Raw genomic sequence first — 25207 nt, forward strand, 5'->3', positions numbered from 1 at the left:
CATGGGCAACCGCTGTGCGGTCATCGGCGTCGGGCAGACGCACTACACGACCAAGCGCAGGGACGTGTCGATCGCCGGGCTGGTGCGCGAGGCGGCGCTGCGGGCGCTGGAGGACGCCGGACTGTCGTTCAAGGACATCGACGCCGTGGTCATCGGCAAGGCGCCGGACCTGTTCGAGGGCGTGATGATGCCGGAGTCGTACCTGGCGGACGCCCTCGGCGCGGCGGGCAAGCCGATGATGCGGGTGCACACGGCGGGCAGCGTGGGCGGCTCCACGGCGCTGGTCGGCGCCAGCCTCATCCAGGGCGGCGTGCACGACCGGGTGCTGGTGGTGGCGTTCGAGAAGCAGTCGGAGTCGAACGCCACCTGGGCGCTGTCCACCCACCTGCCGTTCAGCGCGTCGCTGGTCGTGGGGGCGGGCGGCTACTTCGCGCCGCACATCCGCGAGTACATGCGCAGATCGGGCGCGCCCGATCACATCGGGACGCTGGTGGCGGTCAAGGACCGGCTCAACGCGCTCAAGAACCCGTACGCGCACCTCAAGATCCCCGGCATCGACCAGAAGATGGTCGAGTCCACGCCGATGTTGTGGGAGCCGATCCGCTACCTGGAGACCTGCCCGTCCAGCGACGGCGCCTGCGCGATGGTGCTGTCGTCCGAGTCGAAGGTCACCGGCACCCCGGCCTGGGTGCACGGCACCGCCATGCGCTCCGAGCCGATCTTCCGCGCCGGGCGCGACACGGTCAGCCCGCAGGCGGGCAAGGACTGCGCGGCCGACGTCTACCGCCAGGCCGGCATCACCGACCCGCGGCGGCAGATCGACGTGGCCGAGACGTACGTGCCGTTCTCCTGGTACGAGCCGATGTGGCTGGAGAACCTGGGGTTCGCGGCGGACGGGGAGGGATGGAAGCTCACCGAGTCGGGCGCGACGGCGCTCGACGGTGACACCCCGTGGAACGCCTCGGGCGGGGTGCTGTCGAGCAACCCGATCGGGGCGTCGGGACTGATCAGGTTCGCCGAGGCCGCGCTGCAGGTGCGCGGGATGGCGGGCGAGCACCAGGTGGACGGCGCCCGCACGGCGCTCGGCCACGCCTATGGCGGGGGAGCCCAGTTCTTCGCGATGTGGATCGTCGGACGGGAGAGACCCTGATGGAGTTCAACCACGCTGACCTGTTCGAAGGGCTCGCGGACGCGATCGGGGACAGGACCGCCGTCGTCTGCGGCCCGGACCGGCGCACCTACGCCGAGCTGGAGGCCGAGTCGAACCGGCTCGCCCACTACCTCATGGACCTGGGCGTCCAGCCCGGCCAGCACGTCGGCCTCCACCTCTACAACGGCATCGAGTACGTGGCGGGCCTGCTGGCCGCGCTGAAGATCCGGGCCGTGCCGATCAACGTCAACTACCGTTACGTCGAGGCCGAGCTGCTCTACCTCTACCGCGACGCCGACATCCGGGCGCTGGTCTACGACGTGGAGTTCGACGCGCGGGTGGCCGCCGTGGCGGACCGGGCGCCGCTGCTGGAGCACCTGATCTCGGTGGGCGGGCCGTCGGCGATCGGCTCGGCGGTGCCGTACGAGACCGCTCTGGAGCGCGGCCGGCCGGAACGCGGCTTCCCGCCGCGCTCGGGCAACGACGTCTACATCATCTACACCGGCGGCACCACGGGTATGCCCAAGGGGGCGATGTGGCGCGTCGAGGACCTGTTCATGGCCTTCGGCGGCGGCAACCCGTACGGCGAGCCGCGCGCCACCCCGCGCGAGGTGATCGACGAGGCCGTCAAGGCCGGCCCGATGGTGATGATGGCCGCGCCGCCGCTGATGCACGGGGCCGCGCAGATGGCCACGTTCATCGCCTGGTGGATGGGCGCGACCATGGTGTACGTGCGCAAGTTCGACGCCGAGGACGTGTGGCGGGCGGTCGAGCGCGAGCGCGTGTTCACCATGAACATCACCGGCGACGCCATGGCCAGGCCCCTGGCCGAGGCGCTGGAGAAGGGCGGTTACGACGTCTCGTCGCTGTTCGTGGTCAGCTCGACCGGGGCGATCCTGTCGGGCGCGGTACGCGACCGGCTCCAGAAGGCACTCCCGAACATCGGGATCCTGGACAACTTCGGCTCCACCGAGTCCGGCTTCACCGCGTCCGGCGTGGCCGGGTCCTCGCCGGAGAAGGGCCTGCGCTACCAGCCGAACTCCGTGGTCAAGCTGGCCGTCCTCGACGAGCGGCACCGGCCGGTCGAGCCCGGCTCCGGGCAGCTCGGGACCGTCGCCAGGGCCGGGCGGGTGGCGTTCGGCTACTACAACGACCCCGACAAGACGGCCCGCACGTTCGTCACCGACGCGGACGGCACCCGCTGGCTGCTGACCGGCGACCTGGCGACCGTCGACACCGACGGGACCGTGAACGTGTTCGGCCGCGGCTCGCAGTGCATCAACACCGGCGGGGAGAAGGTCTTCCCCGAGGAGGTCGAGGCGGTGCTCAAGGGGCATCCGTCGGTGTTCGACGCGGTGGTGACCGGGGTGCCGGACGAGCGGTGGGGGAACAGGGTCGCGGCCGTGGTGGAGCCGCGGCCGGGCGTCGAGGTCACGGCCGACGAGCTGGACGCGCACTGCAGGACGCTGCTGTCGGGGTACAAAGTGCCTCGTACGTACGCGTTCGTGGAGGAGATGGTGCGCTCGCCCGCGGGCAAGGCCGACTACCGGTGGGCCCGCGAGACGGTCCAGGCCAACGACGCCTAGAGCCGCTGCAGTTCCTCCTCGATCGCCGCCGTCTCGTTGCGCCTGCCCGTCTTCTCCAGCAGAGTCAGCCTGCCCCGCAGCACGTCGCGGAGCAGGTCGGCGACGCCGTCGTGGGCCGTCAGGTCCCGCAGCAGCCCCGCGGAGACGCGCAGCGCGGCGTCGGCGGCGTCGTCCCTGCCCAGCTCCTGCTGGCACAGGCCGAGCCGGGCGTGCGCCACGGCCCTGGACAGCTCGTCCCGGGTCACCTGCGTGGCGCGGTGGAAGACGAGCCCCGCCTCCAGCGCCCGGCCCGCCTCCATGAGCGCGTCGCCCAGCATGAGCATCGCCCTGGACAGCAGCTCGCGCTGCGTCGGGTTCCCCTGGCCGGAGCGCTGCTCCACGGTGCTTCCTGAGCCGAACCGCTCCAGCGCCGCCACCGCCTCCCGCAGCGGCTGGATCGCCTCGGCGGCCAGGGCCCGCATCCTGAGCGCGGAGGCCAGCGTGAGGCAGGCGCCCGCCCGGCTGGTGTGCAGGGCCTGCGCGTTCACGCCGGTGGTCAGCAGCTCGTCGTAGATGCCGATGGCCTCCCGGGCCCTGGTCTCGGCCTCGGTCCCCTCGTCCAGCCCGAGCAGGGGCAGCAGCTCGGAGCTCTGCGCCAGGGAGTCGGCGAGGACGGCCCGGTACGTGAGATCGTCCGGCGACCGCCTGGCCCGCGGGATCAGCTCCTCGACGAGCGCGTTGGCCTCGGCGAGCTCGCCGCGCATCATGTGGCAGCGGACGAGCCGCTGGGTGGCCAGGGTGTGCTTGAGCGTGCCCGGTGGTTGTCCGGCGGCGGCGATCCCGGCGTACTCGGCGGCCTCCTCCGGCCGCCCGGCGGCCAGCAGGTCGTCGGCGATCACCGCGGCGGTCTCGGCGGCCTCCCGCTGCTCGGACAGGTCCGTGTAGAGCCGCAACGCCTCCATGAGGTGTGCCAGCGCCTCCTGCTCCCTGCCGGCGGCCCGCAGCGCCCGCCCGCGCACCTGGATCGCCTGAGCGCGGACGCGGCGCAGCTCCGGGCCGGCTTCCGCGGCCCGGTCCAGCTCGGCAAGGGACCAGGTGATCGCCTCCAGGGCGGCCTGGGGGCGTTCGAGCATGGCCAGGGCGGCGCCGAGCCGGGCGTACGTGACGGCGGCCAGGGCCGGGTCGTCGAGCTCGTCGCAGAGGTCGGCGGCCCGCTCGCAGTGTGCCAGCGCCTCCACGGGACGGCCCTGTTCGAGCAGCAGGACGGCGTAGCGGTTGAGGACGTCCGCCAGCACGTCGCCCGGCTGCCCGGCGAGGAGGTGGACGGCCTGCTCCAGGACGGCGGGCTCGGCCTGGCCGTGCCGGGCGAGCGCGGCCAGCGCCAGGCCGAGCCGTCCGCGGTGGTCGCCGGAGAAGGCGGCCAGCCCTCGGTAGACCCGGACGGCCAGCTCGGCGCACAGCACCGCCGCGCCCTCCTGCCCTGTGCCTTCCTGCGCCGTGTCTTCCCGCGCTGTGCCTTCCCTCGCGGCTGCGCCGAGTTGCGTCAGGCAGCGCCCGTACCGGTCGTGCATCTCGGCGCCGTCACCGCTGCTCAGCGGCACCTCCCGCTCCAGCGCGTCCGTGAAGGACGCGAGCGCCGCAAGCAGCTCGGACGGGTCGCCCGGATAGCCGGAGACCTCCTCGATGAGCGTTCCGAGCACCTCCGTCCCGGGAAGCGGCCGCGTGTCGAGCATCCGGCGGTAGAGGACGATGCCCGCGGCCGGTCCTTCCTCCTCGACCCGCATCCTGGCCAGCCGCGCGAGGGCCGGCAGGTGCACCCCGGCGAGCTCCGGCGGCGGGTCGGTCATCAGCTCGACGCCCTCGGCCAGCTTCGGCCCGGCCGCGCCGGGCTCGTGCAGCTCGGCCAGGCACAGGCCGGCGAGCTCCAGGCAGGCGGCGGTGAGCACCCGGTCGTCCGCCGGCGTCATGACATCGAGGGCCCGGGTGGCCGACCGGAGCGCGCCTTCGACGTCCTGCCCGGCGAGGCGGGCGCCGCCCTGCAGGCACAGCGCCCCGGCGAGGGCGGAGGCGGCCACGAGCCCTTCCGACACGAGCCCGTCGTACAGCTCGACGAGCCGATCGGCGGCAGCCTCCGCGCCGGCCCGGGGGAGCGCGGCCGTCTCCAGGATCAGCAGCTCGGCCAGCTCCGTACGGAACACGACGCTCGTCTCGGCCATCGGCTCGTAGGACTCGACGGCGGTGCGCAGGTGCGGCCTGGCCTCCTCGGCCCGCCCCAGGCTCACGAGCGCCCTCCCGAGCGCCGCCGCCACCATTCCCACGGCGATCGCGTGCGGCCGCTCCGGGCCGGGCTCGCGCTGCGGCGCGTCCGGTACGGGGTGGCGGCTCAGCAGCTCGGCGGCCTGCGTCGCGAGCACGAGCCCGTCCCCGGCCCGCCCCACGTCCGTCCAGGCCCGGGCGAGCACGGCCTGCGCGGAGATGTAGGCGTGGATCTCCGGCGTGCCGCCCGCCTCGGCGGCCTGCCGGCACTCCACCAGCCGCCGCTCCGCGCCGACCACGGCCTCCTCCGGCCGCGAGGTGACCAGCTCCAGCAGCCACGGCCGCCCACCGACGCGATCGGCGGCCGGTTCCGGCTGCCACGGCCGGCCACCCATGTGGCCGCCCGCCGGCTCCGGCCGTCGGGCTCGTACTCGCGCCTCGGATGCGTGCCGCGCGGGGGAGCCGTTCTCGGCCGTCAGGTCCTCGGGGCTCAGCCTGTCGTACAGCTCGGCGGCGAGCTCCAGCTGCGCCCGGCCGTCGGCGGGCCGCCCGAGCTCGTCCAGGCACAGGCCGAGCAGCCGCCTGGCCCGCGCCTCCGTGGCCGGGCGCCGGTCGGCCGCCACGCTCATGGCCTCCTGCAACGGCCCCAGCGCCGCCTCGGGCCGGTCGTCGACCAGCAGCAGCTCGCCCAGCTCCAGCAGCCGCCCGGTCAGGGTGTGACCGTGCTCGTCGGGCTCCAGGGTGACCAGGGCACGCAGGTTGCGCACGGCTTCGGCGGCGGACCGCACGGCGGCGTCCAGGTCGTCCAGCCGGGCATGGAGCCCGGCCAGCAGCCCGGCGGCGTCGGCGAGCATGGACCGCAGGCCGGGCTCCTGGGCGGCGAGGCCGCGCAGCCGTACGACGGCCTCCGAGGCGGGGACGACCGCGTCGGCCGGCCTGCCCTGCCCTTCGAGCCAGGCGGCCAGGAGGTGGAGGCGGTGGGCCAGGTCCGCGTTCGTGGGGGCCACGCCCTTGACGGCCACGGTGGCGGCGACGGCGAGGCAGGCGGCCAGTTCGGGCAGCGCGCCGCCGTCCGCCTCCTCGAACGGCACCAGCGGCCCCGGCACCGGCACCGCCGTCCCCGGAGGCGACGCCACGCCCGGGACGGGGAGTGCTCCGGGAGGTGGCGCGAGGGCCGGGGCGGTGAGCAACCTCATCGGCGGCGTGTCGTCCGGCCGGAACCCGGCCCCCGGTTCCGGCGCGAAGGTCGGCCGGGGCCGCGTGGTCGGCTCGGGTCCTGGCCATGAGGTGACGGACTGCGGGGGTGCGGAGGCGAGTGCCGCCAGGTGGGCCGCGACGTCCGGGTCGCCGCCCGCCGCCTCGAAGGCCGCCACGGCCTCGTCCAGCCGCCCGAGCTCCAGCAGCGCGCACGCGACATTGTGGTGCGCCCGCGCCGCCTCCGCCGCGTACCCAGGATCCTCCTCGGCCAGGATGCGGAACCTGGCCGCCGCCTCCTGCGCGGGCTTGAGCGCAGAACCGGCCTCGCCCGCCAGCAGCAGGCACGCCCCCAGGCTGAACAGCGCCTCCGCCCGCCCGGCCGCCGCCTCGTACGGGGGAGCGGCCGCGTAGATCTCGACGGCCTCCGCCGCCGCCACGACCGCCTCGCCGACCCGCCCGACGGCCACCAGCCGCCCGGACAGCCAGGACAACCCCGCGGCCTGCGCGATCCGTTCGCCACTCGCCCGGCGGTGCCGTACGGCCAGCTCGCCGAGGGTGACGTGCAACGCCCGCAGTCCCAGCGCCGCGCCCCGCCCGCTCTCCAGCAGGCCGGACGCGGCCTCGGCGAGCTCCCGGTCGGCGGGGAACAGCGTGAGGGCGGCGTTGAGCAGGTCCCCGAGCCGGGTGGCGGGGTTCGCGGCGGCCTCGGTGGCCATCGCGCCGATCCTGGCCCCGACCAGGGAGCGCAGCGCCGACCCGACCCGCGCCCGGTCGGCGGACAGGCGCAGGACGTGCAGCAGGTGGACGAGGTGGTGGACCGTGCGGCCCTCGTGATCGTGGAGGGCGAGCACGAGCTCGTCCAGGCCCTCCGTCTCGGCCAGGAGCTCCTCGGCGACGAGGTCAGGGCCCAGCTCGCCGCTCGGGAAGACGGTGCCCAGCCAGCGGGCCGCGTTCGTGGTGTGCCCGTGGAGCCCGGTCCCGCCGCGCAGTCCGGGTACGGCCGTCAGCAGGCCCGGCAGCTCGGCAGGCGCCGGCGCGGTGAGCGCGAGCACCGCCGCGGCCTGGCGTGCCGTCACGTCGTCCACGCGTTCGTGCTCGGCGGGCCACACCCGCGCCCACTGGTCGCTCTCCCGCGCCAGGAACCGGTGGAGCAGGCCGCCCCCGTGCGGCCGCATCGGCTGCGTGCGCGGGTCGGCGTCGCGGTCGCGTGCGTGCGCGGGCGGTTCGCCGTCGCTCGAGGGTGTGGGGCGCTCGTCGTCGCACAGCCGGAGCAGGGCCGCCAGGTGGACGTGGAGCGGGAGGCCGTACTCCGGGTCGTCGAGGCGCGGCGGGGCGGGCAGCGCGGCCCGGCTGGGGGCGAAGGCCTTCATGGCGGCGAGCGCGTGGTCCGTGCGCTCCGCCAGGGTGAGCGGGTGGGCGTTGAGCTGGACCGTCGTGGAGGTGAGCCGTCTCAGCCAGCCGCCGGCCGCCGTGTCGAGCCGCCGCCACCAGTCCGCCTCGCCGAGCTCGCGGGCCAGCAGCAGGAGCCGTACGCGGGGGTTGCGCCCGTGCTTGGCCAGGCGCCGTACCAGCTCGCCCACCAGGGGCGGGGACGGGTCAGGATGGTCGACCACGAGCAGGGTCGGGCGTAACGCCTCCAGGGCCCGGCCGGCCAGCGGGTGGCCGGCGGAGTCCAGCGGCAGGAATCCGGTGTCCCACCCGGCCTCGGCCAGTTCCGCGCAGAGCTCGCCCGCCAGCCTCGTCTTGCCCGTGCCGCTCCGGCCGGTCAGCACCGCGATCGACAGGGCGGCCGGTTCGGCGGCCCACGCGCGCAGGTCCGCCAGCTGCTCGTCCCTCCCCAGGAACGGCACCACCGCGTGCCGCGCCATCAGCAGCGTCCAGTCCGAGCAGTCCTGGGGCAGCCTCTCGCGGGCGGGGGTCAGGAGGCCGGCGAGGATCACCGAGGGGTCGTCCTCCGCCACGGTCTCCATCCGGCCGGGCGCCACGCCCGCCAGCTCGCAGAACCGTTCGTCGCCCAGCAGCGCGGTCGCGGGCACCGCGTCCAGCTCGTGCGGCGCGGTCCCGGACGGGCCGGCGGCGACCACGCCGATGATCTGCCCGGCCGGCTCGGCGAGCAGGACGGCGCCCGGCAGGCCCCGCGTGAGCGCGCCCGGCGGTGACTCGGGCTCTGGGCTCAGCACGCTGACCGCCAGGACCTTCGACACCGCGCCGGTGGGGGCTTCGACCAGGCCCGTCACGGTCTCCGCGTCCCGGATCCCGGCCCGCCGCCCCAGCCACGGGAACCCTGTGGTCACGCAGCGCACCCTGAAGCCCGTTGCCGCGCCGGAGAAGGCGGCCACCCTGGCCCAGCGGACGTGTTCGATGCCGGGGACGCCGGCCCAGGGGGCCCCGGCGACCCGCAGGAGCACCGCGCCCGCCCGCCCGCGCCATACCTGCTCGGCCTCGGCCCAGTGGCCCGAATCGGCCGCGCGTACCTGGCACGGCAGGCCGGGGGCCACCACCAGGCCCGAGGTCAGCACCAGATCGGCACCGATCGCATAGCCGGAGCCGGTCACGCCGACGAGGTCGTCGTGACCCGAGTAGACCTCGACGACCCGTTCGAGCCCGAGGCGGTGCGGTGGCGTGTCCATGAGGTCCGCCTCTTAGCTACGTCCCGACGTGCCGTCCCCCTGATCTGATCTCACTATCGCACTATGAGCCAGAAATTTCCTGGCTTGTCAGGCCTTCTCGGTTGTGAGCCAGGCCGCCAGCCCGAGGTAGACCAGCCCGCTGCCCACGTTCAGGCGGCGGCGCGCACGGGCGGACCCACGCAGCCGGCCCGCCAGCGCCGACGAGAGCATCGCGTACGCGCCGTCGGACGCCATCCCCAGCACCAGCCACAGCGCCCCGAACAGCAGGATCTGCGGGCCGACGGGCCCCACGTCCGGGTGGGTGAACAGCGGCAGGAACGTCAGGAAGAACAGGGCCGTCTTGGGGTTGAGGACGTTCACCACGAAGCCCTCCCAGAACAGTCGCCGCTTCGACTGCACGCGCAACTCCAGCACCTGCTCGCCCTCTTCGCGCTGCATCAGCTTGCGTACGCCGAGGTAGAGCAGGTAGGCCACGCCCACGTACTTCACAATGGTGAACGCCGTGGCCGAGGCCGCCAGCAGCGCGCTGAGGCCCAGCGCCGCCGCCGCGATGTGGACGAGCGAGCCCGTGTGCACGCCGAGCACCGAGATCACGCCCGCGGCACGGCCCTGGGTGACGCTCCGGGTGACGATGTAGAGGACCGCCGGTCCGGGGACCACGAGCAGGCCGAGAGTGGCCACGCAGAAGAGCACGAGAGTCGAAATTTCCGGCATGGGATCATCGTAGAGGCGGCGTCAAAAGACTTTCCCGCAGCGCCGCCAGCAGCGCCTCCGTGGCCGGTGGGTGGGGCGGCTCGCCGTAGACGGCGGCGTACACGTGCCGGGTCGAGCCGGGCACCTCGGCCACCTGCACGTCCGGGTTGCGGTGGGCCCGCAGCGCCAGCCCCGGCAGCATGGTCAGGCCCAGCCCGGCCGCCACCAGGGCCTGCACGGCCACGATGTCGTCGCTGGTGAACGAGATCTGCGGGGTGAATCCCGCCTTCTCGCAGATGTCCAGCAGATGGCTCCTGCACCGGTCGCATCCCGCGATCCAGGCCGAGTCCGCGTGGTCGGCCAGCCCGCCCGCCGGACCCCTGGCCACCAGGTAGCTGGGGTCGTCGAGGAGGTGGATCATGCGGATGTCGTCGTCCTCGGGCGCGGTGTCGTCGTACCGGAAGATCACGGCCACGTCCACGCGCCCGGACCGCAGCAGCCTGAGCGCCTCCGGCGGCTCGATCTCGGTGAGCTGCAGGCGCAACCCCGGATGGGCGGCCGACAGCAGCCCCGCCGCCTTCGGGATGAACGTGCCCAGCGCCGAGGGGAACGCGGCCAGCCGCACGCGTCCCGAGCGCAGCCCCACGTGCGCGGCGAGCTCCTCGGCGGTGGCGTCGAGACGGCTGATGATCTCGGCGGCCCGCTCGGCGAGCAGCCGGCCCGCCTCCGTGAGCCTGACGCCGCGCCCGACGCGCTGGACGAGCCGGGCCCCGGTCTCCGCCTCCAGCCGGGCCAGGTGGTGGCTGACCGAGGGCTGCGAGTAGTGGAGCTCCTTGGCGGCGGCGGTCAGCGAGCCCTTGCGGGCGACCGCGACGAGAACGCGAAGGCGCACGACATCCAGCATTCATCGATCGTATCTATGAATGGGCCAGATAACTTCTGTTGGACCTATCGGTTGAGGTGTAGCACCGTAGAAGGGGAAGGGTGATTGTCTGCTTTCCCTAGGGGGACACCATGAATATGGCCGCCACCACCGCCGCGCGGCCCGGCCTGGACGCGCTCGTGACCGGGGTCTCCGAGATCGTGGCGCGGCGGCTCGGGCGGGCCGAGACCGCGTTCGCCGTCGCGGACCTGCTGCGCGGCCGGCTTCCCGGGCTCGACATCCTCACGCCGCGCGAACGCGAGGGCTCGCCCGACGGTTACGTGTCCCGCCCGCTCCACTGCGAGGAGGACTTCTCCATCGTGAGCGTCGTGTGGCGTCCCGGCCAGGAGACGCAGATCCACGACCACGTGTCGTGGTGCGCGTTCGGCATCGTCAGCGGGATCGAGCACGAGACCCTCTACCGCGACATGGGCGATCATCTGGTTGAGATCGGGCGGGTCGACAACCGGCCCGGCGAGGTGAGCGGGTTCGCGCCGCCCGGCGACATCCACAAGGTCCGCAACACCAGCGACGAGGTGGGGCTGTCGATCCACGTGTACGGGGCGAACGTGGCCCGGCTCGGCAGCAGCGTGCGCCGCGTCTACGACCTGCCGGTGAGATAGCCCTCCAGGCGGTCGGCCAGCTCCTTCGGCCGGGCCAGCATGGGGGCGTGGCTGCCGTCGATCTCGTCGGGCGTGATGCCGAGCCGGTCGCGTACGACCCCGCGCATGAAATCGGGCGTGAAGAACCGGTCGTCCCGGCACAGCAGGAATCTCGTCGGCACGTCGGGCCACGCGTCGAGCGGCCACGGCTCTCCCATGGCCTTGTCTGCGTGGTCCCGTGACCTCGTCAGCAGCTCCTCGGCCACGTCTCCGGGCACGTCGTGCAGGAACAGGCCGATCGGGTCGGACATGTCCTTCGAGCCGAACCCCGTGTTGCCCCACCAGTCGGACGGCGGCTCACCGGGGGCCGGGATCATGGCCGTGACCAGCACCAGGAGGTCGGCCGGCGTGCGGGCGCAGACGAGCGGCCCGACGAAGCCGCCCCACGAGTGCGCCACGACGACGAGGTCGCGCCGGCCCTCGACCGCCTCCACCACCGCGTCGGCATAGTCGAGCAGGCCGGCGGACCCGTCCTCGATCGGCAGGCTCACCGCCACAGCGTCGTGCCCGCGGTCGCGCAGCTCGGGCTCCAGCAGATGCCAGTCCCACGCGGACCCGCCGCCCCCGTGGATCAGTGCGAACGTCGCCATGCCCCTCACCCTACCCTTCGATGCGCAAATTTATTTGCGCAAATTTTCTTTCGCTTCTATGGTGGTTCCATGGCCACCGAGGAGAATCGTCGGATCAAGGACCTCGACACGCTCAAGGCGTTGGGGCATCCGCTGCGCATGAAGCTCTACCGCGCGCTCAAGGTGACGGGCGCGGCGACCGCCTCCCAGCTCGCCGACCAGGTCGACGAGGCCGTCTCGCTGGTCAGCTACCACCTGCGCAAGCTGGCCACGCACGGCCTCATCGAGGAGGCGCAGGCCCGCGGCGACGCGCGGGAGCGCTGGTGGCGACCGGTGGACGACGGCATCAGCACGAGGGACGAGGACTTTCGCGACTCCCCCGAGAGCGCGGCCGTCCACTCCGCGGTGACACGCATATACGCCCGCCAGCGTAACGAGATGTATGAGAGCTACCTCGACACCCAGCATGCCTGGCCCGGCGACTGGCGCAACGCGGGCTTCAGCTCCGAGCAGGTCCTCTCGCTGACGGCAGAGGAGCTTCAGCGGTTGGGCGACGAGATCAACGAGGTCGTCAGGAAGTGGCGGGCGCGCGGGAAGGTCGCTCGCGAGGCGGGCGACGTCGAGGGTCGCGAGAACGTGGCCGTGCACACGTACGGCTTCCCGTTCCGGACCTGACTGAGGCCGGACCTGACTGAGGCCGGACCTGACTGAGGAGGGTGTGATGTATCCGGAGTTGTATCTGTTCGTGGAGCGGGCGCGAGCCCGTGAGCTGCGAGCCGACGCGCGGCGGCACGCCCGCGCGGGCGAACTGCGGGCCGCCATGTGGCGGCGAGCTCAGGTGGGTGAGCTGCGGCCCGGCGTGGAGCGCCGCCGCCCGGGCGGTTCGGTGGTCCGCGCCGTGGAGGTGCGCCTGGGGTGGGTGCTGGTGGAGGCGGGCCTGCGGCTGGTGCACCGGTATCACTGATCCAGGCCGAGCTGGTGGCCCATGGCCACCGAGTCCCTGATGGCCCAGTGCTCGACGATCCTGCCGTCCCGGACGCGGATCATGTCCATTCCCCGCACCTCGTAGCGGCGCCCCGAGGCGGTGTGCGTGCCGCGGCTGAGGTAGACGTTGGTCGAGAGGTCGTCGGTGGAGATGTTCTGCTCCACTGTGACGGACATGTCATGAAAGCCCGTCCCGCCGGACAGGGCCCGCTCCCACTTCTCCCTCCACGCCGCCAGCCCATGATGGTCGCCGTCCGAGCCGCCTCGGTGGTCGATCACGCCGGGGTCGACAAGCGCCAGCCCCTCGTCGATCCGCCCGGCCCCGTAGAGCTCGACGATGCGCCGATGCACTTCACCGGCCGTCGCTGCCATGCCTGCCTCCCGCGTTAAGTGGGGAACTCCCCGTTTAGCTGACGTGACTAGACTAGATGGGGAGTTCCCCACTTAGCAAGGAGACGGATGGGATCGCGTCCTCGCCGGGCGGATGCGCAGCGCAACCACGACCGGCTGCTGGCCGCGGCCGCGCAGGTCTTCGCCGAACGCGGCACCGACGCGCCGCTCGACGACGTGGCCCGCCGGGCCGGGGTCGGCAACGCCACCATGTACCGACATTTCCCCACCCGTACGGATCTGCTGGTCGCCGTCTACGCGGACGAGGTCGCCCAGCTGTGCGCCCGCGGCCAGACCCTGTCGGCCGCCGGGTCGCCGGCGCAGGCGTTGCACGAATGGCTGCGGCTCTTCATGGACCACATCGCCTCCAAGCGCGACCTGGCCCTGGCGGTCACCGGCGACAGCGGCGCCACCGCGCTGGTGGCGCAGTGGCACGCGTCCATGCTCGCCACGGCCTCGGGCCTGCTGGACGCGGCCAAGCAGGCAGGCGCCGTACGGGCGGATCTCGACGTACGCGACCTGCTGACCCTGGTCAGAGGCATCGCCCTGACCGCCGCGGACCGCGCCCAGTCCGACCGCCTCCTGGCGCTGATCGACTGGTCACGCTGATCGGCCGGCTACGGTGATCGGCTGGACCCGGCGCCCCCGACACGCCGGAACCGTCCTTCTCTACTCGGCGGCGGTCGCCTGGGCTTCCTGCAGCTTCCGCATGGCCACCTTCGCCGCCCGCTTGCTCAGGCCCGGATCGAACGTCCCGAAGAAGCCGTCGCTCACCAGCAGCATGACGCTGTTCCCGGTCCCGATGAGCACGACGTCCGCCGCGAAACTCGGCTTGGAGTTCAGGGCGGGGATCGTCTTGCGGTGCCTGATGCCGTAGGTCCAGGCGCCGAACTTGCCGATGGAGAGCTTGGTGATGCCGGCCTTGGAGGAGTCGGAGTTCGCCTTGACCCCGGCGCAGTCGCGGACCATGACCTTGGCCACGGGCTCCCAGCGGGCCAGCCGCGCGGGAGTCCCGCTGATCAGGAACTGCTTGACGCCGGACGGCTTGCCCTCCTCGTCGATGAAGGCGGCCGCCTTGCTCGTGAGAATGGGCTTCAGCGCCTTGATGGCGCTCCGGCACTTCTTCGTGTGCGCCGACTCGGAGTCCAGCGCCTCACGGATGTGCTTCGGGTTCTCCGTGTACTGCCCGCCCAGGTCGGCGGGCGTTATCAGGGCCTCGCTCAGCTGATCCGGGGTCAGCGGCTTGGCGGGGGCGGCGGCCACGGCGGGAGCCGTGGCGGCCAGCAGGAAAGAGGCGGCGAGGCCGCCTAAGATCGCGGAACGCATGGAACGGATCTTAGGGGTCGCGCGGGCTCCCCATCCGAGGCGAGCCCGCACGACCTGTCGTCACACCCCGAGCGCGGTGGGGAGGCTGAGCTCGTGGAGGAACAGGGCCTCCGTCGTCGCCACCCGCCGTAGCTCCTCCAGGTCCACCCGCTCGTTGGGCGCGTGGATGGCCGCGTCCTCGTCCTCCGCCCCGAACAGCAGGATCTCCGCCGCGGGGAACTGCTTCAGGAGCGTGTTGACCAGGGGGATCGAGCCTCCGGCGCCCACGTCCCTGGGCGGGCGGCCGAAGGCGCGCTCCATGGCGCGGTTGAGGGCGGCGCGGGCCTTGCCGCCCGAGTCCGCCTGGAAGCCCGAGCCCACCGTCAGGTCCGTGAACGACACCTGGACGCCCCACGGCGCCACCTTGCGCAGGAACTCGACCACGGCGTTCACCGTCGCCTTCGGGTCGCCCGCCGGGGGGACGCGGACGGTCACGCGGGCCCGCGCGGCGGGCTGGACCGCGTTCACCGCGCCCGAGACCGTCGGCACGTCCAGGCCCGTCACCGTGATCGCGTACGACGCCCAGAGCCGGTCGGCCAGCGAGCCCGAGCCCACCAGCGAGACGCCGTCGACGACGCCGGCCGTCTTCCTGAACTCCTCCTCCGACGGCCCCTGCCCGAGGAAGGTGCCGCGCGGCAGGCCGGGCACGCGGATGTCGCCGTTGTCGTCGTGCAGCGAGGTCAGCATGCGCATGAGGGCGGCCAGCGCGTCGGGGGCCGCGCCGCCGAACGAGCCGCTGTGCACCGGCTCCCGCAGCGTGCGCGCCTCGATGGTGAACGCCGCCATGCCGCGCAGCGAGGTCGTGACCGCCGGGTCGCCGACCCGCGGGTTGCCGGTGTCGGCCACCACGATGGCGTCGGCCCGCAGCAGGTCGGGGTTGCGCTCGACGAACGCCTCGAGGCGCTCGCCCGCGTACTCCTCCTGGCCCTCGATGATGACCTTGATGCCCACGGGGAAGCGGCCCTGGAAGGCGCGCAGGGCAATGATGTGGGAGAGGATGCCGGACTTGTCGTCCGCGCAGCCCCGCCCGTACAGCTTGCCGTCGATCAAGGTCGGCTCGAACGGCGGAGTGCGCCACGCGGCCGGGTCGCCCGCGGGCTGCACGTCGTAGTGCGCGTACAGCAGGACCGTGGGCGCGCCGGGCGGCGCGGGGGCCTCGCCGAAGACCGCCGGGAAGCTGCCCTCGACCGGCACCTGCTGGACACGCGGCAGGCCCACGGAGCGCAGCAGCTCCTCCGTCATCGCGGCGGCGGCGAAGACCGGCTCCTCCGGATGCCCGGGGAAGGCCACGGAGGGTATGGCGGCCAGCCGCCTCAGCTCCTCGACGGCCTGGGGCATCGCGGCGGCGACGGCGCTCTCAATCTGTTCACGAGTCACGGAAAGGTCCCCCGGGGGTCGTTATCAGAAGGTTCTGGCTGGTCTCAACATGTTGGTCTCATTGGATCACACAACGTTCCACGTGCGAGAACGCCAGAGCGGCGCTGGTGACCCGCGCGCCAATCTACATGCGGATTTCGTCGCCGTTACATAGTCGATCTGCGGATACCGATTTTCTTGCATATTGCTGCGACCGATTCGCTTGGCAAATCCGCAGGTGAGCATGCAGACTGTGGGGAGTTGAGACACGAGGGAAGATAACCATGACGCAGCCGGAAAACGACGTCCTGAAGGCCGCGCAGGACAACCTGTGGTTGCACTTCACCAGGCACAGCGCCTATCAGCAGTCCGAGATCCCGACCATCGTGCGCGGTGAGGGGTCCTACGTCTACGACATCCACGGCAAGCGCTACCTCGACGGACTGGCCGGGCTCTTCGTGGTCCAGGTCGGCCACGGACGCCAGGAGCTGGCCGAGGCCGCCGCCAAGCAGGCTCAGGAGCTGGCGTTCTTCCCGCTGTGGTCATACGCCCACCCGAAGGCCGCCGAGCTGGCCCAGCGGCTGGCCTCGTACACGCCCGGCGAGCTCAACCGCGTGTTCTTCACCACCGGCGGCGGTGAGGCGGTCGAGACCGCCTGGAAGCTGGCCAAGCAGTACTACAAGCTCATCGGCAAGCCGCTCAAGCACAAGGTCATCAGCCGCCAGATCGCCTACCACGGCACCCCGCAGGGCGCGCTGTCGATCACCGGCATCCCCGCGTTCAAGCAGATGTTCGAGCCGCTGGTGCCCGGCTCGGTCCGGGTCCCCAACACCAACCACTACCGCGCCGACGAGATCACCGGCGTCAAGGGCATGACGCCCGAGGAGTACGGCTTCTGGGCGGCCGAGCGCGTGGCCCGCGCCATCGAGATGGAGGGCCCCGACACCGTCGCCGCCGTCTTCGCCGAGCCCGTCCAGAACGCCGGCGGCTGTTTCCCGCCCCCTCCCGGCTACTGGCAGCGCCTGCGCGAGATCTGCGACGAGTACGACGTGCTGCTCGTCTCCGACGAGGTCATCTGCGCCTTCGGCCGGCTCGGCACGATGTTCGGCGGCCAGAAGTTCGACTACGTGCCGGACATCATCACCTGTGCCAAGGGCATGACCAGCGGCTACTCGCCCATCGGCGCCATGATCGCGCACGAGCGGCTGTTCGAGCCGTTCAAGGGCGGCGACGCCATGTTCGCCCACGGCTACACCTTCGGCGGCCACCCGGTCTCCTCGGCCGTCGCGCTGGCCAACCTCGACATCTTCGAGCGCGAGGACCTGCTCGGCCACGTCACCAGGAACGAGCCGCTGTTCAAGGAGACCCTCGACGGCCTGCGCGACCTGCCGATCGTCGGCGACGTGCGCGGCTCGGGCTACTTCTGGGGCATCGAGCTGGTCAAGGACAAGGCCACCAAGGAGACGTTCTCCGCCGACGAGTCGGAGCGGCTGCTGCGCGGCTTCCTGTCCAAGGCGCTGTTCGACGCGGGCCTCTACTGCCGCGCCGACGACCGCGGCGATCCTGTCATCCAGCTGGCGCCCCCGCTGATCGCGGGGCCCGAGGAGTTCGCCGAGATCGGGTCGATACTCCGTGGCGTGCTCACCGAAGCGTGGACGCGTCTGTAGAGGCCCGACAGAACCACCCCTCAGTCCGGTACGACGGCGTGCCGGTTTCGCGAAAGGATCAACCATGAAGATCGGCGTCCCTGCCGAGGTCAAGAACCACGAATATCGCGTCGCCGCCACGCCCGCCGGAGTTCACGAGCTGGTGCGCCACGGCCACGACGTCCTGGTCCAGCGGGGTGCGGGCCTGGGCTCGCACATCCCGGACGAGGAATATCTCTCGGCGGGGGCGAAGATCCTCGACGGTGCCGACGCCGTATGGGGCGAAGCGGAGATGGTGCTCAAGGTCAAGGAGCCCATCGCCGAGGAGTACCACCGGCTGCGTGAGGGGCTCGTGCTCTTCACGTACCTGCACCTGGCCGCCTCGCGTCCCTGCACGGACGCGCTGCTGAAGGCCAAGACGACCGGCATCGCGTACGAGACCGTCCAGGTGGGCAACACGTTGCCGCTGCTCGCCCCGATGTCCGAGGTCGCCGGCCGCCTCGCGCCGCAGGTGGGCGCCTACAACCTGATGCGCTTCAACGGCGGCCGCGGCGTCCTGCCGGGCGGCGTGCCGGGTGTGGCCCCGGCCAAGGTGGTCGTGATCGGCGGCGGCGTCTCCGGCCTCAACGCCGCGCAGATCGCCGTCGGCATGGGCGCCGACGTCACCGTGCTCGACACGAACATCGACCGCCTGCGCTTCATCGACGCCATCTACCAGGGCCGGCTCAAGACGCTGGTCTCGACGTCGTACGCGATCGAGCAGGAGGTCCTGCAGGCCGACCTGGTCATCGGCGCGGTGCTGATCCCCGGCGCCAAGGCCCCGACGCTGGTCTCCAACGACCTGGTCTCGCGTATGAAGCCGGGCTCCGTGCTCGTCGACATCGCCATCGACCAGGGCGGCTGCTTCGAGGACTCGCGCCCGACCACGCACGCCGAGCCGACGTACAAGGTGCACGAGTCGGTCTTCTACTGCGTGGCCAACATGCCGGGCTCCGTGGCCAACACCTCCACGTACGCCCTGACGAACGCGACCCTCCCGTACGCGGTCAAGCTGGCCGACCTCGGCTGGCGCGAGGCGCTCAGGACGGACGCCGGCCTCGCGGGCGGGCTCAACACGCACGATGGCCTGCTCACCAACGGGCCGGTGGCCGAGGCGCTCGGCCTGCCGTTCACCCCGGTGACCGAACTGGTGTGACGAGGAGGGCCCGGGCGTGCGCTGATCACCGCACGCCCAGGCGCTTGCGCAGGTCGCGGGCCGTGGCCAGCACGTACTCGATCTCGCCGCAGCTCGGCCACGGCGCGGTCCCGGGACGCAGCAGCGTGCCGCGCACCGACGCCAGGTGCTCGATCGCGCTCGGGTGCAGCCCGCTGCGCCCCACCAGCCACCCGATCACGTCGGAGTGGTCGTGCAGCGGCCGGGTCACCAGATCCCACGTGCCGAGCACCTCGGTCAGGTCGCCCACATCCAGCGCGGCGCCGCCCCTGCGGCCGGTGGCCGCCGCGGCCAGCTCGGCCCTGGCGGCCAGCTCCGGCTCGGCGTGCCGCCCCCACGCGGGCGGCGGCGGATCGGACAGCCATTCCTGGGCCTCGCCCAGCTCCCCGGCCACCGACAGCAGCCCGCCCAGCTCGACGGCGGCCCCGCGGTGCCCGGCCCGCGCCGCCTGCCGGAACCAGTGCTGCCCGCCCGCCAGGTCGCCGAACTCGGCGATCAGCAGCAGGCCGTAGTTGAAGGCCGCCTCGGCGTCCCCGCCGGCCGCCGCCCGGCCGAACCAGTGGCTGGCCGCCGCGCAGTCCCTCAGCTCGACGCAGACGAACCCGGCCATCCGCTGGTCGTAGCCGCGCCCGGCGCCGGCGGCCTGCTCGAACCAGGCGCGGGCGATCCGCAGGTCGCCCACGGACAGCGCGATCTCGCCGAGCTGGGAGGCGGCGCCCGGGTGCTCGCTCTTGACGGCCAGCCGGTAGTAGGCCTCCGCGCCCTCGGGGTCGCGGCTGGCGTGCAGGTAGAGGCCCATGCAGTACGCCGAGTCCGGGTGGCCGCCCCTGGCCGCGTACTCCCACCAGCGCACGGTCTCCTCGTCGTCGCCGGTCGCGTAGGCCAGGAAGCCCAGGTCGTGCGCCGAGGCCATGTCGCCTTCCGCGGCCGCCGTGCGGTGCCACTCGCGGGCCGCCGCCAGCTCGCCCGCGTCCTCGCACATCAGCGCCAGCCTGCGGGCCGCGGTGCTGGAGCCGCCGTGGGCCGCGACCTCGTACCAGCGCCGGGCCCTGTCGGGGTCTCCGCGCTGCTCCAGCAGGAGCGTCGCCAGGTTGCTCGCCGCCTCGGCGTCACCGGCGCCGGCCGCGAGCTCGTACCAGCTGACGGCATCCACCAGGCTGCCGTGCATCTCGTGCCAGACGCCCAGGTTGTACGCGCTGTCCAGGTTGCCGCCCTCGGCCGCCCGCTCCCACCAGTGCTTGGCGGCCGCGCGGTCGCCGTGCTGGGCATAGAGCTTGCCGAGCCGGTGCGCGGCCTGCGCGTCGCCGGCTCCCGCGGCGGCCAGCAACTCGGGCTCGTCTCCCACGCGCGGCGCCGGTACGGACGGCGCCGCGACCTCTCCTTGCCAGGCCATGGCGACCAGCGTGGCACGTGATCGCGTGATCACGAACGGTAATCGCCGACATGGCGTCACGAGAAGTCGATGAAGCCCGTGTACATGCCCATCCCGCACACGTACCGCAGCGCGCCCTTCGGCTGCGGCGGCAGGCGTACGGTGGCCGGCAGCGCGACGTCGCGCCCGCCGATCGTGACCGTGCCGGTGCACCCCCGGTCGACCAGCTTGAACACCACCTCGACCGGCGCTCCGGCGCGGGCCGCCACGACGGCCGGCCGGTAGCCCTCGCGGGTCGCCCAGACCGTCACGATCTGCTCGCCGGGGCCCGGCGCGGCGGGTAAGGGCCTGGACGCGGCCGGCGGGGCGCCGCCGATCCAGCCGCCCAGGGTGAGCCCGGCGCCGACGGTCCAGAGGCCGGCGGCGATGGCCACGATCGCGGCGAGCCGGGCCAGCCGGGTGCGGGAGACGCGCCGCAGCACGTACCCGAGCAGCGCGAACGCCGGAGCGGTGCCGAGCACGAACCCCGCCATGGCCGCCGCCCCCGCCACCGGGGATCCGCTGGAGATCGCGATCATCTCCATGCCGAGGGTCACGCCGCAGGGCACCAGGATGGTGGCCGCGCCCAGCAGCGGCGCCTTGTAGCGCGAGGGGACGCCGGCCTCGGGCTTCGCCGCGCACTGACCGCGCCGCATCAGCCGGACCGCGAAGACGATCACCGTGAGCCCGGCCACGACGAGCAGCACCGCGCGGGCCGCGGGCGGGAGGCTGACGGCCGAGCCGAGCAGCCCGAGCAGCGCTCCGGCCGTGGTGTACGAGGCCAGCCGCCCCGCCAGGAACCAGCCGACCAGCGCGGGATCGCGCCCGTGGCAGTGATCGACCAGGCCCATGAGCAGGCTGCCCTGCGCCGCGGTGCACGAGGCCGTCCCCGCCACCAGCCCGGCGGCGACTCCACCGGCCAGCAGGGTGACGGCGCTCAGCGGGCGAGCGCCAGACTGTCCAGAGACCCGCTCTTGGCGGCCTCGACGATCGAGCCGAACTGGTCGAGGCTCATCTCCACGCGCTGCCCGAAGTCGTCGGTGATGACCACCTGGCGCTCGACGGGCGCCGTTTCGTCCACGAACAGCTCGGGGCACCCGCAGCTGCACTGGCCGCAGAACTTGGCGACGGATCGCATACCTGTCCCCGCTCTCTATGTATCCGGTACACGAACCGTAACGCCGGTCCATAAATGCGGCCAGTGACAGTAATTGCACCCTTAGTGATGTTTAGGATGTCCAGCCCTTGAGAACGGACACCTTCTCGAAGTACTCGTCCTCGCCCATCTCGCCGCGGGCGTACCGCTCGGCGAGGATCCGCTCCGCCCCGGCGGTGGGCGACGTGGCAGCCGCGACGTGCGCGTGGCGCGGCCCCCACCAGCCCTTGTGCCGGGCCGTGATGGCCAGCGCGACGACGGCGACCCAGAACAGGCCCCAGAAGAACGGGATGATCGGCCAGAAGCTGTGCATGTCTCCTCCTTGACGTGATGCCTTTCAGCGTGCCGGTCGGAGGGGCGGGCCGAATCGCACGTCAGGCCCTGTTCGGAGTCAGCCCGGGGGAGTGTTCACGCGGGTCGCCCGTACGCCTGTGGGGGTAGTGCGCCGGTGCGTTTGACCGTCCGGAGGACGGGGGCGGTCTCCAGCGTCTGGACGGCGTCCAGTGCGCTGACCCGTTCGGTGAGGTAGCGGTACAGGTCGGCGTTGTCGCGGCAGATGGCGGTGGCGAGGAGGTTGGTCGGGCCGGTGGTGACGCTGGCGAAGGAGATCTCGGGGTGGCCCGCGAGGGTCCCGGCCACGTGGAGCAGCTCGGAGGGGCGCACGGCCATCCACAGCCGGGCCTCGGCGCGGTAGCCGAGCAGCCTGGGGGAGTAGTCGAGCTGGATGGTGAGCGCGCCGGACTCGCGCAACTGGCGCAGCCGGCGCTTGGCCGTGGCCTCCGACCAGCCCGTGGCCCCGGCCAGCTCCGTGTACCCGGCCCGGCCGTCCCTGGCCAGCACGTCCAGGAGGCGGTGGTCCTCCTCCTGGAGGACGATGCCGTCCGATCCGGTACGCGGCCCGGGGCGCAGCCGGCCGGCCTGCTCCGCTGTGAGCCAGGCCAGCCCCTGCCAGCCGTCGGGCAGGGCGAAGCCGCGCAGGAGCGAATGCGCGGTCATGGACAGGACGCGGCTGGTCCGGGGCAGCTTCTCCAGCAGGACCGTGTCGGGCGACTGGGCGAAGCACGAGATCTCGGTGCCGCCGGACAGCAGGTGCACCCAGTGCGTGTCGGGCCTCCTGGCCAGGGCCTCGGCGATGGCGGTGCCCGCGTCGGGCGTGCAGCGTACGCGGATGGTCCACGGCGTGTAGCCGAGGAGCACGCCGTCGAGGCCGCCCACCACCCTGATCACGCCTGCCGCCGTGAGCCTGCGGTAGCGGCGGGCGACGGTCTGCTCGGAGACGCCGAGCACGTCGGCGATCCTGGCGAAGGGGGCGCGGCCGTCGAGCTGGAGCGCGTGCACCAGACCGCGGTCCACGCCGTCGAGTTCGGCGGATTCCATCCGGTCAGGCTAATCGCCTGGAGGAAAACCACCGAAATATCGTGAAAAATTGAGGTAGCTTCGGCCCGCGAGCCAACCTTGGACCCATGATTCTCGTCACAGGAGCCACCGGAAACGTCGGCCGCCAGGTCGTCCACCAGCTCGCCGAGGCGGGCCACCCCGTACGCGCCATGACCCGTGACCCCTCCTGTGCGGCGCTGCCGGCGGCCGTCGAGGTGGTCAAGGGCGACCACGAAACCATCGACCGGTGTCTGGACGGCGTCGAGTCGGTCTTCCTCATCTGGCCCTTCCACACCGCGGACCTCGCCCCCGCCGTGGTCGGCGCGATCAGGCGGCACGCCCGCCGCGCCGTCCTGCTCTCCTCGGGCGCGGTACGCGACCAGCCCGACTCGTCCGTCGGCCTTTCGCACAACGAGCTCGAACAGCGCGTCGAGCAGTCGGGCCTGGCCTGGACCATGCTCTGGCCCAGCACGTTCGCCGCGAACGCGTTGTGGTGGCGCGACCAGATCCGCTCCGGAGACGTGGTGCGCGGCGCGTTCGGCGCGCTGTCGATGGCGATGCTGCACGAGCGCGACATCGCCGCCGTGGCCGTACGGGCGCTGACCACGGACGGCCACGACGGGGCCCGCTACGCGCTGACGGGGCCGCAGGCGCTGACCCAGGTCGAGCAGGTGCGGATCCTCGGCGACGCGCTCGGGCGCCCGCTGCGCTGGCAGGAGCTCAGCCGGGAGGGGGAGCGGCAGCGGCTGCTGGCCGACGACTCCTTCCCCGACTCGTTCGTGGACGCGCTGCTCGACGGCTACGCGCAGATGCTCGACGGCCCGCCACCTGTCCTGACGAACACGGTCGAGGAGGTGACGGGCCGGCCCGCACGGTCCTTCGCCGAATGGGCGAAGGACCACGTGGGCGACTTCTAGGGAGCCACCACCAGCGCGCTGCCGCCGCCGCGGCGAACGGGCTCGGCGACGGCCTGGATCCGGCCCCGGCCGACGAACTCCAGCGCCGTCGCCGCCCCGATCTCCGGGTTGAGCGCGAAGCTGTGCCCCTTGGCCTCCAGCTCGGTCCGGTACTTGTCCAGGAACGCCTGCTCGGCCTGGGTCTGCGCGGTGTTGCGCTGCGTGGCGCGCGGCGCGGCGAGCGCGTCCGGCAGGCTCATCCCGAACTCGTACCGGTTGACCAGGATCTGCAGCACGGTCGTGATGATGGTCGAGCCGCCCGGCGACCCGACCGCCAGCACCGGCCTGCCGTGCTCGAACACCAGCGTCGGCGACATCGACGAGCGGGGACGCTTGCCGGGGCCGGGCAGGTTCGGGTCACCGGGAGCCGGGCCGAACGTGAAGTCGGTCAGCTCGTTGTTGAGCAGCACGCCGCGTCCGGGCACCACGATGCCGTTGCCGCCGGTGGACTCGATGGTCAGGTTGTAGGCGATCACGTTGCCCCAGCGGTCGGCGATGACGAGATGGGTGGTCTCGGGGCCTTCGTCCGCGATCGGGGTGGCGGTGCCGGTGGGCTGGGCGCAGGGCTCGTACGAGCCGTCCGGGCTGCCGGGGGCCGCCGGGTGGGCCGTCGCCCGGTCGCCGATCAGGCAGGCCCGCTCCTTGGCGAAGCCGTCGGACAGCAGCTCCTTGAGCGGCACGCCGGGAATGTCGCCGACGTACTTGCCGCGGTCGGCGAAGGCCAGCCTCGACGCCTCCAGGTATTCGTGCAGGCCGACCTGCGGAAGAGCCTCAAGGATGTTGAGCGCCTCGCCGACCGTCGAGCCGCCGGAGGACGGGGGCGCCATGCCGTACACGTCCTTGCCCTTGTAGGAGATCTTGGTGGGCTCGCGCAGGAGTGCGCGGTAGGCCCGCAGGTCGGACAGCTCCATCAGGCCCGGCCGGACGTTGCGGGTGCTGCCGGGGGTGACCGGCGGCTGCTTGACGGTGGCCACGATCTCCTGGCCGAGCCGGCCGCCGTACAGCCAGCCGGGGCCGCGCTTGCCGAGCTCGCGGTACGTGGCCGCCAGTTCGGGGTTCCTGAACACCGAGCCGACGGGCGGCGGGGCGCCGTTGGGGAGGTAGAGCTTGGCCGTGGAGGTGATGTCCTTGAACCGGGCCGCGTTGTCGGCGGTCTGCTGGTAGAAGGTCTGGTCGACGACGAAGCCCTTGGAAGCCACGTCGATGGCGGGCTGGAGGGCCTCTTTGAGGGAGATCGTGCCGAACTTGCGGAGGGCCAGGTCCCAGTTCGCGACCGTGCCGGGAATGCCCGCCGACAGGCCGCTGGTGACGCCCTCCTCGAACGGGATGCCTTCTAACGTGGTCGAGGTCATGGCCTGCGGGGCGGTCTCGCGGCCGTCGATCGTGAAGACCTTGCGCTGCCTGGCGTCGTAGTACACCATGAAGCCGCCGCCGGCCAGGCCCGCGGAGTACGGCTCCGTGACGCCCAGCACCGCGCCCGCGGCGACGGCGGCGTCGACGGCGTTGCCTCCCCTCCTGAGCACGGCGATGGCGGCCTTGCTGGCGTCGAGGTCGACGGTGGCGACGGCGCCGCCGTACCCCTCCGCGACCGGGACCTTCTGCTGTGGTCCGGCCAGCGCGGGCGGGGCCGACACGAGCGTGAGGAGGACTGCTGCTGCGGGGACGATCATTCGGCGCATGGTCCTTACGATGGCCCACGTACGCCCGTC

The 25207-nt window shown here is 72.7% G+C and carries 22 protein-coding genes; 9 read left to right on the forward strand and 13 right to left on the reverse strand.

The window, feature by feature from the left end:
• The first annotated feature begins 1 nt into the window (after position 1).
• Positions 2–1150 (forward strand): thiolase domain-containing protein, encoded by a 1149-nt coding sequence (locus ACWDX9_RS20535; protein WP_357726686.1) that lies wholly within the window; start codon positions 2–4, stop codon positions 1148–1150.
• A complete protein-coding gene (locus ACWDX9_RS20540) occupies positions 1150–2736 on the forward strand; it encodes an acyl-CoA synthetase (RefSeq protein ID WP_449956142.1) in 1587 nt (528 codons plus the stop codon). The genes ACWDX9_RS20535 and ACWDX9_RS20540 overlap by 1 nt, the downstream gene beginning before the upstream one ends.
• Here the strand turns inward: ACWDX9_RS20540 and ACWDX9_RS20545 are convergent.
• The 3 genes from ACWDX9_RS20545 to ACWDX9_RS20555 all read right to left on the reverse strand — a co-directional run bounded on the left by ACWDX9_RS20545 (position 2733) and on the right by ACWDX9_RS20555 (position 10395).
• Positions 2733–8798 (reverse strand): tetratricopeptide repeat protein, encoded by a 6066-nt coding sequence (locus tag ACWDX9_RS20545; protein ID WP_449956145.1) that lies wholly within the window; start codon positions 8796–8798, stop codon positions 2733–2735. The genes ACWDX9_RS20540 and ACWDX9_RS20545 overlap by 4 nt on opposite strands.
• Positions 8799–8885: 87 nt before the next feature.
• A complete protein-coding gene (locus ACWDX9_RS20550; protein ID WP_449956147.1) occupies positions 8886–9512 on the reverse strand; it encodes a LysE family translocator in 627 nt (208 codons plus the stop codon).
• Positions 9513–9516: 4 nt separating this feature from the next.
• Positions 9517–10395: a LysR family transcriptional regulator gene (locus ACWDX9_RS20555; RefSeq protein ID WP_364244046.1), complete on the reverse strand. Its 879-nt coding sequence runs from the start codon at positions 10393–10395 to the stop codon at positions 9517–9519.
• A 110-nt stretch (positions 10396–10505) separates the two neighbouring features.
• Between ACWDX9_RS20555 and ACWDX9_RS20560 the strand changes: the two genes are divergently transcribed.
• A complete protein-coding gene (locus ACWDX9_RS20560; protein WP_363962558.1) occupies positions 10506–11036 on the forward strand; it encodes a cysteine dioxygenase family protein in 531 nt (176 codons plus the stop codon).
• On the opposite strand, the gene ACWDX9_RS20565 is transcribed toward ACWDX9_RS20560, so the two are convergent.
• Complete coding sequence (locus ACWDX9_RS20565; protein ID WP_449956152.1) at positions 11015–11665, reverse strand: alpha/beta fold hydrolase; 651 nt, start codon at positions 11663–11665, stop codon at positions 11015–11017. The genes ACWDX9_RS20560 and ACWDX9_RS20565 overlap by 22 nt on opposite strands.
• A 69-nt stretch (positions 11666–11734) precedes the next feature.
• Here ACWDX9_RS20565 and ACWDX9_RS20570 point away from each other — a divergent pair, with 69 nt between their 5' ends.
• Together ACWDX9_RS20570 and ACWDX9_RS20575 are read left to right on the forward strand one after the other, a co-directional pair.
• Positions 11735–12319, forward strand: coding sequence for an ArsR/SmtB family transcription factor (locus ACWDX9_RS20570; RefSeq protein WP_449956155.1), 585 nt, complete (start codon positions 11735–11737; stop codon positions 12317–12319).
• 46 nt (positions 12320–12365) lie between these two features.
• Positions 12366–12608, forward strand: coding sequence for a hypothetical protein (locus ACWDX9_RS20575; protein WP_449956158.1), 243 nt, complete (start codon positions 12366–12368; stop codon positions 12606–12608).
• On the opposite strand, the gene ACWDX9_RS20580 is transcribed toward ACWDX9_RS20575, so the two are convergent.
• Positions 12602–13000 carry an ester cyclase gene (locus ACWDX9_RS20580; protein WP_449956161.1) on the reverse strand — a complete coding sequence of 133 codons (399 nt, stop codon included), beginning with the start codon at positions 12998–13000 and terminating at the stop codon, positions 12602–12604. The two genes, ACWDX9_RS20575 and ACWDX9_RS20580, sit on opposite strands and share 7 nt — an antisense overlap.
• Positions 13001–13087: 87 nt before the next feature.
• On the opposite strand from ACWDX9_RS20580, the gene ACWDX9_RS20585 reads away from it, so the two are divergent.
• Complete coding sequence (locus ACWDX9_RS20585) at positions 13088–13627, forward strand: TetR/AcrR family transcriptional regulator (RefSeq protein ID WP_449956163.1); 540 nt, start codon at positions 13088–13090, stop codon at positions 13625–13627.
• 60 nt (positions 13628–13687) lie between these two features.
• Here the strand turns inward: ACWDX9_RS20585 and ACWDX9_RS20590 are convergent, their stop codons facing one another.
• Positions 13688–14344: a hypothetical protein gene (locus tag ACWDX9_RS20590; RefSeq protein WP_449956166.1), complete on the reverse strand. Its 657-nt coding sequence runs from the start codon at positions 14342–14344 to the stop codon at positions 13688–13690.
• A gap of 60 nt (positions 14345–14404) precedes the next feature.
• Positions 14405–15760: a M20/M25/M40 family metallo-hydrolase gene (locus tag ACWDX9_RS20595; protein WP_449956169.1), complete on the reverse strand. Its 1356-nt coding sequence runs from the start codon at positions 15758–15760 to the stop codon at positions 14405–14407.
• A gap of 263 nt (positions 15761–16023) precedes the next feature.
• Between ACWDX9_RS20595 and ACWDX9_RS20600 the strand changes: the two genes are divergently transcribed.
• Together ACWDX9_RS20600 and ald are read left to right on the forward strand one after the other, a co-directional pair.
• Positions 16024–17406, forward strand: coding sequence for an aspartate aminotransferase family protein (locus ACWDX9_RS20600; RefSeq protein WP_449956172.1), 1383 nt, complete (start codon positions 16024–16026; stop codon positions 17404–17406).
• 64 nt (positions 17407–17470) lie between these two features.
• Positions 17471–18580, forward strand: coding sequence for an alanine dehydrogenase (ald, locus tag ACWDX9_RS20605; RefSeq protein WP_449956175.1), 1110 nt, complete (start codon positions 17471–17473; stop codon positions 18578–18580).
• 25 nt (positions 18581–18605) lie between these two features.
• Here ald and ACWDX9_RS20610 read toward each other — a convergent pair whose 3' ends face one another.
• From ACWDX9_RS20610 to ACWDX9_RS20630, 5 genes are all read right to left on the reverse strand, one after another.
• Positions 18606–19991 carry a tetratricopeptide repeat protein gene (locus ACWDX9_RS20610; protein ID WP_449956178.1) on the reverse strand — a complete coding sequence of 462 codons (1386 nt, stop codon included), beginning with the start codon at positions 19989–19991 and terminating at the stop codon, positions 18606–18608.
• Between the two features lie 56 nt (positions 19992–20047).
• The gene (locus tag ACWDX9_RS20615; RefSeq protein ID WP_449956181.1) at positions 20048–20905 is read right to left on the reverse strand and encodes an urease accessory protein UreH domain-containing protein; all 858 of its coding nucleotides are present in this window, start codon (positions 20903–20905) and stop codon (positions 20048–20050) included.
• Positions 20906–20946: 41 nt separating this feature from the next.
• The gene (locus ACWDX9_RS20620) at positions 20947–21147 is read right to left on the reverse strand and encodes a hypothetical protein (protein ID WP_449893847.1); all 201 of its coding nucleotides are present in this window, start codon (positions 21145–21147) and stop codon (positions 20947–20949) included.
• 91 nt (positions 21148–21238) lie between these two features.
• Complete coding sequence (locus ACWDX9_RS20625; protein ID WP_449956184.1) at positions 21239–21478, reverse strand: SHOCT domain-containing protein; 240 nt, start codon at positions 21476–21478, stop codon at positions 21239–21241.
• Positions 21479–21573: 95 nt separating this feature from the next.
• Positions 21574–22542 carry an Lrp/AsnC family transcriptional regulator gene (locus tag ACWDX9_RS20630; protein WP_449956187.1) on the reverse strand — a complete coding sequence of 323 codons (969 nt, stop codon included), beginning with the start codon at positions 22540–22542 and terminating at the stop codon, positions 21574–21576.
• An 86-nt stretch (positions 22543–22628) separates the two neighbouring features.
• Here ACWDX9_RS20630 and ACWDX9_RS20635 point away from each other — a divergent pair, with 86 nt between their 5' ends.
• Positions 22629–23459, forward strand: a complete 831-nt coding sequence (locus ACWDX9_RS20635; RefSeq protein WP_449956190.1) for an NAD(P)H-binding protein — start codon at positions 22629–22631, stop codon at positions 23457–23459.
• Here ACWDX9_RS20635 and ggt read toward each other — a convergent pair.
• Entirely contained in the window at positions 23456–25177 is a 1722-nt protein-coding gene (gene ggt, locus ACWDX9_RS20640) for a gamma-glutamyltransferase (RefSeq protein WP_449956193.1), read from the reverse strand. The genes ACWDX9_RS20635 and ggt overlap by 4 nt on opposite strands.
• Between the last annotated feature and the right edge of the window lie 30 nt (positions 25178–25207).

It is taken from the genome of Nonomuraea sp. NPDC003201, from assembly GCF_053590415.1.